Source organism: Klebsiella sp. 2-CIP_Kleb., from assembly GCF_050378715.1.
Lineage (GTDB): Bacteria > Pseudomonadota > Gammaproteobacteria > Enterobacterales > Enterobacteriaceae > Klebsiella > Klebsiella quasipneumoniae.
Genome location: NZ_JBNRLG010000001.1, coordinates 1,627,955 through 1,643,407, shown reverse-complemented (window position 1 = coordinate 1,643,407; position 15,453 = coordinate 1,627,955). Strand labels below are relative to the sequence as shown.

Here is a 15,453-nt window from a genome sequence, read left to right as displayed (position 1 = left end):
GGCACTGCCCGGTAGCTAAATGCGGAAGAGATAAGTGCTGAAAGCATCTAAGCACGAAACTTGCCCCGAGATGAGTTCTCCCTGAGACTTTAAGTCTCCTGAAGGAACGTTAAAGACGATGACGTTGATAGGCCGGGTGTGTAAGCGCAGCGATGCGTTGAGCTAACCGGTACTAATGAACCGTGAGGCTTAACCTTACAACGCCGAAGATGTTTTGGCGATTTGAGAAGATTTTCAGCTGATACAGATTAGTCGATGCGTCCGCAGGACGTGTTGATAAAACAGAATTTGCCTGGCGGCACTAGCGCGGTGGTCCCACCTGACCCCATGCCGAACTCAGAAGTGAAACGCCGTAGCGCCGATGGTAGTGTGGGGTCTCCCCATGTGAGAGTAGGGAACTGCCAGGCATCAAATAAAGCAGAAAGCTCAGTCGGAAGGCTGAGCTTTTTTGCGTTTGTGTCATCCGGCGAGAATGCCGGCATGCCTCCCCGGTGGCGCTGCGCTTTACGGGGCTACGGGTCCGACATGGGGCCACGCCCCGGTAGCCCGGCCAGGGGGGCTCAGCACCGCCTCCGGCGAAAATCCCACCATATCTCCCTCATCATCTTCATTCAAAGCAACATAAAACCCCGTCGTGGCAATCCCTTCGCCATAATCCACTTTTTCCTTGCTCCTGCGCTGGCGTTGATCGCGAAAACCGTGCTTGCGAAAAAAAATGTGAATGCAATCACATATAAAGATATAACAATTATATAACATTTAGTTTACTAACTAATTTGTCTGCGTGACGTGGTACGCCCGACAAGACAGATTGCAGTCTTTGCTGGAGCAATATAACAATGACAGAGAGTAGCATTACCGAACGGGCCGCGCCGGAGCAGGCTGACACCCGTCGTCGTATTTGGGCAATTGTTGGCGCTTCCTCGGGAAATCTGGTTGAGTGGTTTGATTTTTACGTCTACTCATTCTGCTCGCTCTATTTTGCCCATATCTTCTTTCCATCCGGAAATACCACCACTCAACTTTTACAAACGGCAGGCGTATTCGCCGCCGGATTTCTGATGCGTCCTATCGGTGGCTGGCTGTTTGGTCGGATCGCTGACCGCCGCGGACGTAAAACGTCCATGCTTATTTCGGTCTGCATGATGTGCTTTGGTTCACTGGTAATTGCCTGCCTGCCGGGCTATGCAGTCATCGGCACCTGGGCTCCGGCGTTGCTTCTGTTGGCCCGTCTGTTCCAGGGGCTGTCGGTCGGGGGAGAATATGGCACCAGCGCGACCTATATGAGTGAAGTGGCGATTGAAGGAAAGAAAGGCTTCTACGCCTCCTTCCAGTACGTCACGTTAATTGGCGGACAGCTACTGGCGGTATTAGTGGTCGTGGCGCTCCAGCAGGTGCTGAGCGACGAAGATCTGCATGCATGGGGATGGCGTATTCCTTTTGCTCTCGGGGCAGTACTGGCCATCGTCGCGCTGTGGCTGCGTCGCCAGCTGGACGAAACCTCAAAGCAGGAGACCCGGGCGCTGAAAGAGGCTGGCTCATTTAAAGGGTTGTGGCGTAATCGCCGGGCCTTCGTGATGGTGTTGGGCTTTACCGCCGCCGGATCGCTGACCTTTTATACCTTTACTACCTATATGCAAAAGTATCTGGTCAACACGGCGGGAATGACGGCCAGCACCGCCAGCGTGATCATGACTGCGGCGCTGTTCGTTTATATGCTGGTTCAACCGCTGTTCGGCGCTTTTTCGGATAAAGTAGGCCGCCGTACCTCCATGCTGTGCTTTGGCGTACTGGCGACATTATTTACCGTGCCTATCCTGAGCGCCTTGCAAAAAGTGAGCTCCCCCTATTCTGCCTTCGGCCTGGTGATCTGCGCCTTGCTGATTGTCAGTTTCTATACCTCGATCAGCGGCATCCTGAAGGCCGAGATGTTCCCGGCGCAGGTTCGTGCGCTTGGGGTAGGGCTTTCCTATGCCGTCGCGAATGCCCTGTTTGGCGGCTCGGCGGAGTATGTCGCGCTGTCGCTTAAATCGGCGGGGATAGAGCACGCTTTTTACTGGTACGTAACGGTGATGGCGGCCATCGCCTTCCTGGTCTCCCTGATGCTGCATCGCAAGGGCAAAGGCCTGCGTCTTTAGCCGCTACTGGTGCGCCAGTTGCCACACAGCGTAGCCGGTGGTCGCGCCGGCTACATCCCAGGCGAAATCCTTCCAGCTCCAGCCGCTCCCTGCCGGGCGGCTGTCCCAAAGCTCTTTTGAGGCGCCGAGGCTGACAGAAAACATCAGGCCGATAGCGGCGCTGCGGTCCCGGCTGTAACCCTGATGTTGCGCATATTCATTGCCCGCGGCAGACAGCATCGCCGAGGCCAGAAAATGCTGGGCTTTGTCCTGACCGGACCATGCATCATTTGCCATGTGGCTGCAGCCCGTTAACATCAGCGAAGCAATCACGATTATCGTACGCATAGTGCTTCCAGAAAAAAGCCCCGTCGAGGCGGGGCTGATTGTCAGAGAATACGGCTGATCAGCCGGTCGATGCGGATCCGCCGCAGTCGGCGGATCAGTTTACGCACTTTCACCGGGTAGTCGGCAATACTTTGCAGATCCCGATAATGTTTCACCACCGTGGTGTGGGTGCGGATGAGCTTCAGCTCTTTCTCCCGCATGGCCCCCAACTGCTGCTTTGGATCGTGGATCAGAATGGCATTTTCCAGATCGAGTCGCCAGGCGCGCGGGTTAAGGTTGTTGCCGGTGAGCAGCATCCACTCATCATCAACCCACATGCCTTTCAGGTGGTAGCTGTTATCGTCATCCTTCCACAGGCGGACGATCAGCTGATCGGTATTCACATAATACTGCAGCCGGCTGAGGAAACGCCGCAGGTTGATTTCATACAGATAAGGAAGCGCGCCGATGATTTTAAACGGCTGATCTTCGGGAATATAGAAATCGTTAGCGGTTTTATCGCCGACAATAATCTCCACCTGTTTACCGTCGCGTAGCAGCTGGATGATATTTCTTACCAGCACGGCAGGAAGGTTGAAGTAGGGGGTGCAGATCGTTAACTTGTGCTCGGCACAGGGCATCAGGTGAAAGATAGTTTTGTTCAGCAGGCTGGATTTCCCCAGGCCTACCAGCGGGGTGACGGAGAGTTCTTCGTCACCGGCGGTGCCGACAAAATGGTAGCTGCGGTCGCGGAGCTCCTGACGGTACTGGCGAATGTCGTTTTTGATTTCCGGACTTTTTGGCCGATCCGGTCTGTCGAGACGATTCACACCGCGTCCCTGAACCAGATTATTGTCGACCCAGTCAAACATGACGTCCGCCATTTTGCCGTTTCGGATGCACTGATAGCGATCATAGCGGTACTTATCATGCTGATGCAGATAAACATCGTTCAGGCTGGCGCCGCTGTAGAGGACGCAGTCATCGATAATAAAGCCTTTGAAATGGAGAACGCCGAGCGCCTCCCGGGTGTTAATCGGCACGCCGTAAACGGGGATCTCTACGCCCGGATTTTCAGTGGCCATCCGGCAATACCAGTCGGCGTTGGTGTTGGAGGCGGCGGCGCCGATACGGCCACGTTGAGCGCGGTGCCAGTCCACGAGGACGCGAACATCCAGTTGCGGACGCTGACGCTTGGCGTCATACAGGGCCTGCAAAATTCCTTTTCCGCCATCATCTTGCTCCAGGTAGAGCGCAATAATGCATATACGCTGAGTGGCGTTGGCAATCCGGGTCAGTAACGCTTCCCTGAAATCCGCAGGGGCGTAAAAGAACTCTACATCATCAACTGACTGAGAAAGCTTAGGGAGTTGGGCAAGGTGTTGTTGATGTTTATTACGCTTAAATTTTGACAACATCACAGTGCGTTTCTTCTCTGTTTATTGAAGGGTCTTCTGTACCATGCAGACGACGTAAGCGGGCAATAATACCATTACTACCCGCTAATGTGGTCAACAATTGCGGTCAGCGTCGCGCGATTATCCCTGATTCAGGGGCAGCGACAGACTGACAATCCCATCTTCCAGCTGAATATCAACGGTGAATCCCAGCTTTCTGGCGAGGCCGATCATGCCTCGGTTATTCGGCATCGTAATCCCATTCAGCCGTTGCAGGCCATGGCTTTGCGTATAGGCGATCAGCTTTTCCAGCAGCCTTCGGCCCAGGCCTAACCCTTTCAAATCTGAACGGACCAGCACAGCAAACTCGGCATCAATATTATCAGGGTCGGAGATCGCCCGCGTCACGCCAAGGATCTCGCTCTGTTCCGCGGTGGTCCTGACGGCGACAAACGCCATTTCTCGATCGTAGTCGATCTGGGTCATATTGGCTAAGTCGTCATGGGTAAATTCGTTGATCTCACTAAAATAGCGATAATAGAGATCTTCTTTGGTGACCTGGGCGATAAACGCGAGCAGCTGCGGTTCATCTTCCGGCAGGATCGGCCGGAACAGACAGCGATCGCCATTTTTCATCACCACCCACTCCTCCAGCTGGTGCGGATAGGGACGAATAGCGAGACGGCTTTCACTGTCGCCGCTGAAGGGTGCAAGCCCAAGGGTAACATCCAGCGCCGTAAACTCGTTGCCGGAGGCGAGCAGGGGATGAATATCCAGGCGCTGGATCTCCGGGCAGTCGACGATCAGGTTCGAGACCTGAACCAGCAGCTGGCTTAAGCCCGCGATATCCAGCGGTCGCAATGCGCTGCGGCCGCGGATCTTCTTATTTTTGATCGCCTGGATCACCAGATAACGCGCCAGGTTCATATTCAGCGGCGGCAGCGCCACGGCGGCCTGGTCCTCGGCCCGCCACTCCACGCCGCCTTCGCCCAACATAATCAACGGGCCGAAGAGAGGATCGTGCTCAACCACCACTCTCAGCTCCTGGGCGCCGGCGCGATTGGCCATACTCTGCACCAGCAGGCCATGAATGCGCGCCCGGGGCCAGGCCAGCCTGACGCGATCGATCATCGCATCCGCTGCCTGCTGCACTTCTGCCGCGGTACGCAGATACAACATGACCCCCTGTACTTCTGATTTGTGCGGAATATCCGGGGAACGCAGCTTCAACGCAACCGGATAGCCTATCTGCTCAGCAATATGCACCGCTTCCGCGCTGTCAGCAGCGATCCAGGTTGGCAGTGTGTGGATGCCGTAGGCCCGGAGTACCGGGCTGACCTCGTGGGTATCCAGCGTGGTGGCGCCGTCATCGATCGCTTGCTGGAGCAGGGCATGCGCCTCGCTGGTATTGGCGGTTAACGAGTCCGGCAGCACGGGGGTCTCGCGTAGCTGTTTCTGGTTACGGCGGTACTCGACCATATGCATAAAGGCGGTGATGGTCCCCTCCGGCGTACGGTAGGTGGGAAGGCCGGCATCGCTGAACAGCCGTCGCGCCTCCTGGGAGGAGAATTCGCCGCACCAGTTGGTCAGCACGGTGACATATTTGCCACGCGGATGGTGCTTCAGGGCGTCGATCAGCGCCAGGGCGCTCTCGGTGCCCGGCGCGGCGGCGCTGGGAGAGTGGATCACCAGCAGCGCGTCATAGTCCTGGCTGTTAAGCAGAATATTCACCGCCCGCTGATAATGTTCGCTGCTGGCGTCATCGCGTAGATCCAGTGGGTTGGCGATCTCGACGCCGCCCGGCAGCGCCTGGCGCAGGGCGTCGCGCGTCTCCTCGCTGAGGGTCGCCAGCTTACCGTTACGCAGCCAAAGCTCATCCAACGCCAGCGCCGCCGGCGCCGCGCCGTTGCTGACGATCATCAGTTTTTCACCGCGCAGCGGGCGCATATGGCTCAGGGTTTCTACAGCGGAGAAGAGCTCATGGGTATCCTGGACCCGCAGTAGACCAGCACGCTGGATGGCCGCGTCCCATGCCGGATCCATCCCGGAGTTGACGTGCAACAGCTTCTGCGCCGCGGGGCTACGGCCGCTTTTAATCACCAGGATCGGCTTGTTTCGCGAGGCGCTGCGCGCGGCGGAAACAAACCGGCGCGCGTCGCTGAGATGCTCAAGGTAGAGCAAAATGGCGCTGGTTTTGCTGTCGCGGGCCAGAAAGTCCAGCAGGTCATCGACATCTATATCCAGACTATCACCCAGCGCGATGAAGTAGGAAAACCCCATCTCGCGCTGTTGCGCCCAATCAAGGATGGTGTTGGAGACGGCAGCCGATTGCGAGATAAAGGCCAGTTTACCGCGATGGATCGGCACCGGCGAAAAGCTGGCGTTCAACCCTTGCCACGGCGCCAGCAGGCCGAGACTGTTGGGGCCGAGCAGGCGCATCTGATGGCGGGTGGCGCACGCCAGCAGCGCCGGATACTGCTCAGGCTGCGAAGAAAGAATGATGCAGGTCTTGCAGCCTTTCTGCCCCAGGGCTTCAAGCAACTCGAGATTACGCCGCGCGTTGGTACAGAGTACCGCCAGATCCGGCGTAAAGGGCAGGCTCTCGATGGTGGGCCACGCCAGCACCCCGAGCACCGCCTTCCAGGCGGGGGTCACCGGCAGCACCGGGCCATTGAAGCCACCGGCTAGCAGGTTGCGCATCATGAGATAGCCAGCGCGCTGCGGTTTCATTGATGCGCCAATAACGGCGATGGACTTTGGTCGCAGCAGTGCTTCCAGGCCTCGTTGGCTCATACCGGTCTCCTTTCATCCCAGTGACCGAATGATTTTAAACGTTTTCCACCTGGTCCGCTGTGATACTGCCCTTATGCTGGGTTTTTCCCGCCAGGTAACGGGTCCGGAAGCGGGTGAAGTGTTCGCCAAGCGCTGCGGCGGCCGGTGCATCGCCCGCCAGGTCCAGCAGGGCGATGGCCACTTCCGCGGTACAATATTGTCCATCGGCGTGCGCCTCGCGCAGATGGTAGGCTGAGATGCGGGACAGATCGACGGAGATTATCGGCAGCGCGTCCAGATAAGGGCTCTTACGGAACATTTTACGCGCTTCGGTCCAGGTGCCGTCGAGCATGATAAACAGCGGCGGTTTGCCAGACGGCGGCGCGCTCAGGACCTGGCGCTCCGGCCCGGCGTAGGAGGCGGGGAACACCACCATCGGCTGGTAATCGGGATGGGCGACCAGGTCAAGCAGCCCCTGCGGCGGCTCGGTTCTCGACCATTGATAAGCCTCGGTATTCGGCAGAATATCGGCGATGAGCCGACCGGTGTTGCTGGGCTTCATCGGTTCCGTATCAAACATCACCAGGCAAAAGCGGCTGGTGGACTGCGCCGGCGTTAACGTGGCGCACAGACACTGCTTGAGCGGCAGCAGACAGCGCTGGCAGCGGCGGATGCGATTACCGCGCGCAAGGAAAGGGCGGGTGGCTCGCGCGAGACGTTCGGCGCGCAGGCGAAGGACAGCGTTATCAGTCATGGGAGTCGCTAATGAAAAGCGCTATTGTCGCAGAGGCTAAAACGGGGCACAAGCGGTGCCCCGGAAGGATTACTGCTGTCCGGCTTCGTTCAGCCAGCTATCAAATGGCGCTTTTGGCACCGCGCCATTGAGCATGTCGATCACTTCGCCATTTTTGAACATCATAATGGTCGGGATGCTGCGGATACGAAACCGTGCGCTAAGCTCACGTTCCGCTTCGGTGTTAACTTTCACAAAGCGCATCTTCCCGCTACGCTCTTCCGCAACGTCTTCAAAGATCGGCGCGAAGCTACGGCAGGGACCGCACCATGGCGCCCAGAAATCAACAACGACCGGCAGATCGTCCTTTAAGAGTTTATCCAGCGTTGCCCCGGTCGCGTTGATGACGTCGCCGTCAAAAAGATCGTGACCGCAGCGTCCGCACTTTGCGCCATCCGCGCTACGATCGTCCGGGAGGCGGTTCAGAGCCTGACAACTGGCACAAACGGTATTCATAACTAACCTCTGGTTATGGGTTGCAACGTGGCACGTGGCCGATATGTTTCTGTGATGTTACATATTATCGATTAAGTGTTATTTAAGGACAATGCGTTTTGTTCGATGAGTGCAATAGAGGCCGGCTTTTAAACGAAATCATGGCGAAGCGATGACACATCGGGTAATCTGCGCGCTTCGCGCAGCGCAGGTGGAGAAAATTGATGAGCGACGAACTGAAAAATAAAAGCGGCAAGGTCAAAGTGATGTATGTCCGCAGTGATGATGATTCTGACAAACGCACCCATAACCCACGTACCGGGAAAGGGGGAGGTCGTCCAGGAAAATCTCGTGTTGACGGCCGCAGCCGCCCTGCGCGTGACGAACGAAACAGCCGCGGTGACGATCGTAAACGCGATGACCGCAAGCGCGATGATTTTCATCGTGACGATGCGTCCCCGTGGCGTACCGTTTCCCGCGCCCCTGGCGATGAGACCCCGGTAAAAGAAGATCACGGCGGGATCAGCGGGAAGAGTTTTATCGATCCGGAAGTGCTGCGTCGCCAGCGCGCGGAAGAGACCCGCGTGTATGGTGAAAACGCCTGTCAGGCCCTGTTCCAGAGCCGCCCGGAAGCTATTGTCCGCGCCTGGTTTATCCAGAGCGTGACGCCGCGTTTTAAAGAGGCGCTGCGCTGGATGGCGGCTAACCGTAAAGCCTATCATGTGGTTGATGAAGCCGAGCTGGCGAAAGCCTCCGGGACCGATCACCACGGCGGCGTCTGCTTCCTGATCAAAAAACGGCACGGCACCTCTGTTGCCCAGTGGGTCGCGAAGGCCGCAGAAGAAGATTGCGTTCTGGCGCTGGAAGACGTGGGTAACCCGCACAACCTCGGGGCGATCATGCGCAGCTGCGCGCACTTCGGCGTGAAGGGCGTTGTGGTTCAGGATGCCGGCGTGCTGGAGTCCGGCGCGGCGATCCGTACGGCGGAAGGCGGTGCGGAACATGTTGAGCCGATCACCGGCGACAGCTTCATCGATACTCTTGATCAATTCCGTCAGGCGGGCTACGCGATTGTCTCGACCTCCAGCCATAATGGTACCCCGCTGTTTAAAGCCGAGCTGCCGAAGAAAATGGTGCTGGTGTTAGGCCAGGAGCGCGATGGCCTGTCGGATGCAGCGATCTCCAGCGCGGACCTCAGCGTCGCCATCGATGGTACCGGCAATGTCGAAAGCCTGAACGTCTCTGTGGCGACCGGCGTTCTGCTGGCGGAGTGGTGGCGTCAGAACAAGGCGTAATACCTGTCCCTGAATAAAAAAAGCCAGCTGATGCTGGCTTTTTTATGGCTGTTGATCACTCGCTTTCGGCGGGAAGGACCGGCATCCAGTCAATCGGCGCTTCGCCGCGCTCGGTCAGCCACTGATTGGTCTGCACGAAATGGTTGCTGCCAAAGAAGCCGCGATGTGCAGAGAGCGGTGACGGGTGCGGCGCCTTCAGTACGCAGTGGCGCTGGCGATCGATAATCGCGCCTTTCTTCTGTGCATGGGAGCCCCACAGTAGAAAGACCACTCCCTCGCAATGCTCATTGATTAACGCGATTACCTTATCGGTAAACGTTTCCCAGCCGAGACTGGCGTGCGAGTGCGCCTGCCCGGCGCGGACGGTCAGGACCGTATTCAGCAGGAGCACTCCCTGGCGCGCCCAGCTTTCCAGGTAACCATGGGTAGGGCGGGTAAAGCCAGGGATAGTGGCCTCGAGCTCTTTGTACATATTTAGCAGCGAGGGCGGGATGGCGACGCCCGGGCGAACCGAGAACGCCAGACCGTGGGCTTGCCCCGGGCCGTGATAGGGGTCCTGGCCGAGAATGACGACTTTGACATCGCCCAGTTCGGTAAAGCGAAACGCATTGAAGACGTCTTTTTGCGGTGGATAGATGGTGATCCCGGACTGGCGCTCTTCGGCGACGGTCTTCAGAGTATTGAGAAAATAGGGTTGTTGCTTTTCATCCGCCAGCACGTCATGCCAGGTTAAAGGGGTGGTCATCTTGCTCTCCTGCAAAGGGTCATTGCTATAGCTTAACGGCTTCTTTCTACAGAATAAAATCGGCACGGCTCAACGCGGGCCTTCATGCAAAAAAAATTGAAAATTTACAAAATTATTTATAGCAGCGCATGGCGTAACTTGATGTAAAACAATAAAATCCTTGCATACCCACTTAGAGTGAGTGGTTTTTATTGATTTACATCAAAGAATGCCGAAGGTGCGGCTGATATATATACACTCATACAACAATGGTTTTACCAATTGGCCGCGAAGAGGCCAAAATCGAATAAACACTGCCTGGGAGGCATCAAATGATTACTGGTATCCAAATTACTAAAGCGGCAAACGACGACCTGCTGAACTCTTTCTGGCTGCTGGATAGCGAAAAAGGCGAAGCGCGCTGCCTGTGCGCCAAAGGTGGTTTTGCGGAAGATGACGTGGTGGCGGTCAGTAAACTGGGTGAAATCGAATACCGTGAGATCCCGGTAGACGTGAAACCAGAAGTTCGCGTGGAAGGCGGTCAGCACCTGAACGTTAACGTGCTGCGTCGTGAAACTCTGCTGGACGCGGTTGAGCATCCGGAAAAATATCCGCAGCTGACCATTCGTGTTTCTGGCTACGCGGTGCGCTTCAACTCCCTGACGCCGGAACAGCAGCGCGACGTTATCGCTCGTACCTTTACCGAAAGCCTGTAAGGCTAACGCCAGATGTGAAAACGCCGGGATAACCCGGCGTTTTTTTTTACTCTTCGTTGGGCGCTGATGGCGTCCCGGCTGCGCTTGGTTTCCGGCGCTTACCGATATTTTTCGTATCGCGGTGGCGCTTTTTCACCCGCGGCTTTTCTTTTTCTTTCTCTTTTTTCTCGGCGCGTTTCGCCAGCACTTTCTTCGATGGTTTACCGGTCAGCTTCTCGCTTGGCGCGCGGGTTTTTGGTCGCAATTCATCAATCACCCGAGCTTTCAGCGGTTCTTCAACGTAGCGGCCGATCTTGCCCAGCAACAGGTGGTCGTGCGCTTCAACCAGCGAAATCGCGGTGCCTTTCTTACCTGCACGCCCGGTACGACCGATACGGTGCAGATAGATGTCGGCGGTGCGCGGCATATCGAAGTTAAAGACGTGGCTGACGTCCGGAATATCGATACCGCGGGCGGCGACGTCGGTAGCGATCAGCACGTTTACGCGGCCATCGGTCAGACGCTTGATGGCTTCGTTACGCTTGGCCTGCACCATCTCGCCTTCCAGCCAGCAGGTGTTAATCCCGGCTTCACGCAGCCAGTTGGCCAGCTCATGCACGCGCTCGCGCTTGCGCACAAAGACGATAGCGCGGGTAGCTTCCGGCTGTTGCAACAGATTCACCAGCAGTTTGGTTTTATGTTCGATATCGTCAGCGCGGTAGTACCATTGATGGATTTTCTTGCGCTCGCGAGTCGACGGGTTAGCGGAAACTTCAACCGGCTCCTCCAGAAGACGTTCGGCGAAGTCTTTGATCGCATCGCCTTCGAGCGTCGCGGAGAACAGCATGGTCTGCTTGCGCCAGCGGGTTTCACCGGCGATGGTTTCGATATCCTGCGCAAAGCCCATGTCCAGCATGCGGTCGGCTTCATCGAGGATTAGGGTCTCGACGGCGCGGCAGTCGAAGTTCTCTTCTTTTATATACTGCAGCAGGCGACCAGTGGTGGCGACCACGATGTCCTGGTTTTCGCTGAACACTTCTGCGTGGTTCATGTAGGCTACGCCGCCGGTAATGGTGGCGATATCCAGATGGGTATGCTTTGCCAGCTCGCGGGCGTGGTCAGCCACCTGCATCGCCAGCTCGCGGGTCGGCGTCAGGATAAGAATACGCGGCGGGCCGGATTTCTTACGCGGGAAATCGAGCAGGTGCTGCAACGCTGGCAGCAGATACGCCGCCGTTTTACCAGTGCCGGTCGGCGCTGAACCGAGGATGTCACGGCCATCGAGCGCAGGCGGAATAGCGGCGGCCTGAATGGCTGTCGGGCGAGTGAAACCTTTATCCTGGAGGGCCTCCAGCAGGTTTTCGTCGAGTTCAAGTTCGGAAAAAGTCGTTACAGTCATGTTCTACCTCTGAGTGGGCCGCCGATTATAGACGTTACTGACGTAATGTTCATCTGTTTGTAAGGCTATCTGTTCTCCGGTATTGTGCATAGCCTTACGTTCAGGAGTTTTTGTCGGCAAGGTTATTGAGGATGTCTCAGTCGAAGTTTGCGCTGCCGCGCAATGGTTTTACCTTCAAACAGTTTTTTATCGCCCACGATCGTTGCGCGATGAAGGTGGGTACCGACGGCATTTTGCTCGGTGCCTGGGCGCCGATTGCCGGGGTGAAGCATGTGCTGGATATTGGCGCGGGCAGCGGCCTGCTGGCGCTAATGCTCGCCCAGCGTACCGGCGATGATGTATGTATCGATGCGGTTGAACTGGACGCAGAGGCCGCCGCCCAGGCGCAGGAAAATGCTCTCGCGTCGCCATGGGCTGCGCGGGTTGAGGTCTGTCAGGCCGATATTCATCAGTGGCAGCCGCCGCAGACCCGACGCTATCAACTGATAATCAGTAACCCGCCCTTTTTTGCGGAAGGGGTGCCTTGCGCCACCTCTCAGCGGGAGCAGGCGCGGTATACCACTACGCTCGATCACGCTTCTCTGCTGACCTGCGCCGCTGAACATATCACCGAAGAAGGCTTTTTTTGCGTGGTGCTGCCGGTAGATATCGGTAATGCGTTTATCGAACGGGCAACCGCGATGGGCTGGCACCTGCGACTGCGCACTGACGTGGCGGAGACCGAGCTGCGGCCGCCGCACCGGGTGCTGCTGGCTTTCTCCCCGACGGCGGGGGAGTGTTTCAGCGACAGGCTGGCGATTCGCGGGCCAGAGCAGCAGTATTCTGAAGGCTTTACCGCTCTGACCGAGGATTTTTATCTCTTTATGTGAGCCAGGGGCGACAGTATCGACGGGCCGCTGTTCGGCAGCGACTGCGGATAATCGAGGGTGTAATGCAGACCGCGGCTCTCTTTGCGCAACATCGCGCAGCGTACGATAAGCTCCGCCACCTGCACCAGATTGCGCAGCTCCAGCAGATTATTCGAGACGCGGAAGCGGGCGTAATACTCATCCAGCTCCTGCTGCAGCATGGTAATGCGCCGCAGGGCGCGCTCCAGCCTGCGGGTGGTGCGCACAATCCCCACGTAATCCCACATCAGCAGCCGCAGCTCGTGCCAGTTATGCTGGATAACCACCAGTTCATCCGGGATCTCCACCTGACTTTCATCCCACGCCGGCAGGGTGCTAACCTTCTGGGCCAGCGGCAGGCGTCGGGCAATATCTTCCGCGGCGGACCAGCCGTAAACCAGGCACTCCAGCAGCGAGTTCGAGGCCATACGGTTCGCGCCGTGCAGCCCGGTATAGCTGACTTCGCCGATAGCGTATAACCCATCGACGTCGGTGCGGCCATTATCATCCACCATCACGCCGCCGCAGGTGTAATGTGCGGCAGGGACGACCGGTACCGGATCTTTGGTTAAATCAATTCCCAGGCCGAGCAGCTTCTCGTAAATCATCGGGAAGTGCTGGCGAACAAACGCCTCGGGTTTATGGCTGATATCAAGGAACATACAGTCCACGCCAAGGCGCTTCATCTCATGATCGATGGCGCGGGCGACGATATCGCGTGGGGCCAGCTCGCCGCGCTCGTCAAAGTCCGGCATAAAGCGGGTGCCGTCCGGGCGTTTAAGGTGGGCGCCTTCGCCGCGCAGCGCTTCGGTAAGCAGGAAGTTGCGCGCCTGCGGATGATACAGCGCGGTGGGGTGAAACTGATTAAATTCCAGATTCGCCACCCGGCAGCCCGCCCGCCAGGCCATCGCGATACCGTCTCCGGAAGAGACGTCGGGGTTAGTGGTGTATTGATAAACCTTGGCGGCTCCGCCGGTGGCGAGCACCACCGCCTTCGCGCTGCAGGTTTCCACGCGCTCTTTATTGCGGTTCCAGATCCACGCCCCGACCACCCGGCGCGTGCCTGGCAAGCCAATCTTATCCGATACGATCAAGTCGACGGCATTGCTGCGCTCAAGGATGCGGATATTGGGGTGGGCGAGGGCTTTATCGACCAACGTCGTCTCCACCGCTTTGCCGGTAGCGTCGGCGGCGTGGAGAATGCGCCGATGGCTGTGGCCCCCTTCGCGCGTAAGATGATAGCTCTCTTCGCCATTGGCCTGGACCTGAGTGTCAAACAATACGCCCTGATCGATAAGCCACTGGACGCATGATCTGGCATTGCTGGCGACGAAGGTGACCGCATGGCGATCGCATAACCCTGCGCCGGCAATCAGGGTATCTTCGACATGGGATTCAATACTGTCCGTCTCGTCGAAAACGGCGGCAATCCCGCCCTGGGCATAGAACGTAGAACCTTCGCTGATCGGCCCTTTACTCAGCACGGTCACCGAACTGTGCTCTGCCAGGCGCAGCGCAAGGGAGAGGCCGGCAGCGCCGCTGCCGATAATCAACACATCACAAGAGAAGTCAGGAGTGGTATTCATCGTCTTTGTTTAATTTACTAAACACATTTAGCTCACAATAGCACCAGCTCGTGAGGAATCGTACATTTTTTTTGGCGGGCGTTGTGACGGCTAAACAGCAGGCGAGCGGAAACGGTCTGGAGCACGGCGAAAATGAGACGCGTGGCAGGTTGATAGCATTGGATTTTATAGTGAAATAAACGCCGTGTTACGATACCCTTCAGACGGGCCTGCGCTTTTTCTTATTGACTAACCTATCGTTTAGCAACCAGGGCATATAATGATTGATAACGATCTGCCGCCGTTGCCAGACAAAAAACAAAAAGCGTAACGGAACTTTATTGTTTTCATACACTCCAACAGTCAGCTTGCTCATAATGCAGATTTTGGGTGGTGTTTTGAAGACGCATGGGAATTGGGTTTGGGGAGACATTACCTCGGATGAGCGAGCAGTTAACGGATCAGGTCCTTGTTGAACGGGTCCAGAAAGGAGATCAGAAAGCGTTTAATTTGCTGGTAGTGCGCTATCAGCATAAGGTCGCGAGCCTGGTTTCCCGCTATGTACCGCCGGGCGATATCGCTGACGTCGTTCAGGAATCGTTCGTTAAGGCATGGCGTGCGCTGGACTCTTTCCGGGGAGATAGCGCTTTTTACACCTGGTTATACCGTATCGCCGTCAATACGGCGAAGAATTATCTGGTTGCTCAGGGACGCCGTCCGCCGTCCAGCGATGTTGACGCCAACGAGGCGGAAAACTTCGAAAGCGGCGGAGCGTTGAAAGAAATTTCGAACCCTGAGAACTTAATGTTGTCAGAAGAACTGAGACAAATAGTTTTTCGTACCATTGAATCGCTCCCGGAAGATTTACGCATGGCAATTACGTTACGGGAGCTGGATGGCCTGAGCTATGAAGAGATAGCCGCTATCATGGATTGTCCGGTTGGGACGGTGCGTTCGCGTATCTTCCGGGCGCGAGAAGCTATTGATAATAAAGTTCAACCGCTTATCAGGCGTTGACGATAGCGGAATACTGGAAAAGGGTATCAG

General features: G+C 56.8%; 14 protein-coding genes and 2 rRNA genes. 8 read left to right on the top strand and 8 right to left on the bottom strand.

The window, feature by feature from the left end; genetic code table 11:
* The 3 genes from ACQUTP_RS07940 to ACQUTP_RS07930 form a co-directional block, all read left to right on the top strand.
* Positions 1 to 197 (top strand): 23S ribosomal RNA (locus tag ACQUTP_RS07940); the annotation flags it as partial.
* Between the two features lie 94 nt (positions 198 to 291).
* A 5S ribosomal RNA gene (gene rrf, locus ACQUTP_RS07935) occupies positions 292 to 407 on the top strand.
* 432 nt (positions 408 to 839) lie between these two features.
* Positions 840 to 2,138 carry an MFS transporter gene (locus tag ACQUTP_RS07930; RefSeq protein WP_085845888.1) on the top strand — a complete coding sequence of 433 codons (1,299 nt, stop codon included), beginning with the start codon at positions 840 to 842 and terminating at the stop codon, positions 2,136 to 2,138.
* A 3-nt stretch (positions 2,139 to 2,141) separates the two neighbouring features.
* On the opposite strand, the gene ACQUTP_RS07925 is transcribed toward ACQUTP_RS07930, so the two are convergent.
* From ACQUTP_RS07925 to trxC, 5 genes are all read right to left on the bottom strand, one after another.
* Positions 2,142 to 2,465 carry a YfiM family lipoprotein gene (locus tag ACQUTP_RS07925; protein WP_004201811.1) on the bottom strand — a complete coding sequence of 108 codons (324 nt, stop codon included), beginning with the start codon at positions 2,463 to 2,465 and terminating at the stop codon, positions 2,142 to 2,144.
* A 41-nt stretch (positions 2,466 to 2,506) separates the two neighbouring features.
* Positions 2,507 to 3,862, bottom strand: a complete 1,356-nt coding sequence (gene pssA, locus ACQUTP_RS07920) for a CDP-diacylglycerol--serine O-phosphatidyltransferase (RefSeq protein WP_004201812.1) — start codon at positions 3,860 to 3,862, stop codon at positions 2,507 to 2,509.
* 120 nt (positions 3,863 to 3,982) lie between these two features.
* Entirely contained in the window at positions 3,983 to 6,634 is a 2,652-nt protein-coding gene (locus ACQUTP_RS07915) for a bifunctional acetate--CoA ligase family protein/GNAT family N-acetyltransferase (protein ID WP_023318891.1), read from the bottom strand.
* A 34-nt stretch (positions 6,635 to 6,668) separates the two neighbouring features.
* Positions 6,669 to 7,367: a tRNA-uridine aminocarboxypropyltransferase gene (tapT, locus tag ACQUTP_RS07910; RefSeq protein WP_032456473.1), complete on the bottom strand. Its 699-nt coding sequence runs from the start codon at positions 7,365 to 7,367 to the stop codon at positions 6,669 to 6,671.
* Positions 7,368 to 7,436: 69 nt separating this feature from the next.
* Positions 7,437 to 7,862: a thioredoxin TrxC gene (gene trxC, locus ACQUTP_RS07905; RefSeq protein WP_002914091.1), complete on the bottom strand. Its 426-nt coding sequence runs from the start codon at positions 7,860 to 7,862 to the stop codon at positions 7,437 to 7,439.
* A gap of 203 nt (positions 7,863 to 8,065) precedes the next feature.
* Between trxC and ACQUTP_RS07900 the strand changes: the two genes are divergently transcribed.
* Positions 8,066 to 9,136, top strand: a complete 1,071-nt coding sequence (locus ACQUTP_RS07900) for a tRNA/rRNA methyltransferase (RefSeq protein ID WP_004201815.1) — start codon at positions 8,066 to 8,068, stop codon at positions 9,134 to 9,136.
* A 55-nt stretch (positions 9,137 to 9,191) separates the two neighbouring features.
* On the opposite strand, the gene ung is transcribed toward ACQUTP_RS07900, so the two are convergent.
* Positions 9,192 to 9,881 (bottom strand): uracil-DNA glycosylase, encoded by a 690-nt coding sequence (gene ung, locus ACQUTP_RS07895; RefSeq protein ID WP_004201816.1) that lies wholly within the window; start codon positions 9,879 to 9,881, stop codon positions 9,192 to 9,194.
* A 311-nt stretch (positions 9,882 to 10,192) separates the two neighbouring features.
* Here ung and grcA point away from each other — a divergent pair, with 311 nt between their 5' ends.
* Positions 10,193 to 10,576 carry an autonomous glycyl radical cofactor GrcA gene (grcA, locus tag ACQUTP_RS07890; protein WP_002914084.1) on the top strand — a complete coding sequence of 128 codons (384 nt, stop codon included), beginning with the start codon at positions 10,193 to 10,195 and terminating at the stop codon, positions 10,574 to 10,576.
* Positions 10,577 to 10,622: 46 nt separating this feature from the next.
* Here the strand turns inward: grcA and srmB are convergent, their stop codons facing one another.
* Positions 10,623 to 11,954, bottom strand: a complete 1,332-nt coding sequence (srmB, locus tag ACQUTP_RS07885) for an ATP-dependent RNA helicase SrmB (protein WP_004201817.1) — start codon at positions 11,952 to 11,954, stop codon at positions 10,623 to 10,625.
* Positions 11,955 to 12,085: 131 nt separating this feature from the next.
* Here srmB and trmN point away from each other — a divergent pair, with 131 nt between their 5' ends.
* On the top strand, positions 12,086 to 12,823 hold the full coding sequence (trmN, locus tag ACQUTP_RS07880) for a tRNA(1)(Val) (adenine(37)-N(6))-methyltransferase TrmN (protein WP_004201818.1): 738 nt from the start codon (positions 12,086 to 12,088) through the stop codon (positions 12,821 to 12,823).
* Here trmN and nadB read toward each other — a convergent pair.
* Positions 12,808 to 14,427: an L-aspartate oxidase gene (gene nadB, locus ACQUTP_RS07875; RefSeq protein WP_004201819.1), complete on the bottom strand. Its 1,620-nt coding sequence runs from the start codon at positions 14,425 to 14,427 to the stop codon at positions 12,808 to 12,810. The two genes, trmN and nadB, sit on opposite strands and share 16 nt — an antisense overlap.
* Before the next feature lie 319 nt (positions 14,428 to 14,746).
* On the opposite strand from nadB, the gene rseD reads away from it, so the two are divergent.
* Together rseD and rpoE are read left to right on the top strand one after the other, a co-directional pair.
* The gene (rseD, locus tag ACQUTP_RS07870; protein WP_122383554.1) at positions 14,747 to 14,851 is read left to right on the top strand and encodes a rpoE leader peptide RseD; all 105 of its coding nucleotides are present in this window, start codon (positions 14,747 to 14,749) and stop codon (positions 14,849 to 14,851) included.
* Positions 14,848 to 15,423 (top strand): RNA polymerase sigma factor RpoE, encoded by a 576-nt coding sequence (gene rpoE / locus ACQUTP_RS07865; RefSeq protein WP_002914074.1) that lies wholly within the window; start codon positions 14,848 to 14,850, stop codon positions 15,421 to 15,423. The genes rseD and rpoE overlap by 4 nt, the downstream gene beginning before the upstream one ends.
* Positions 15,424 to 15,453: the final 30 nt, after the last annotated feature.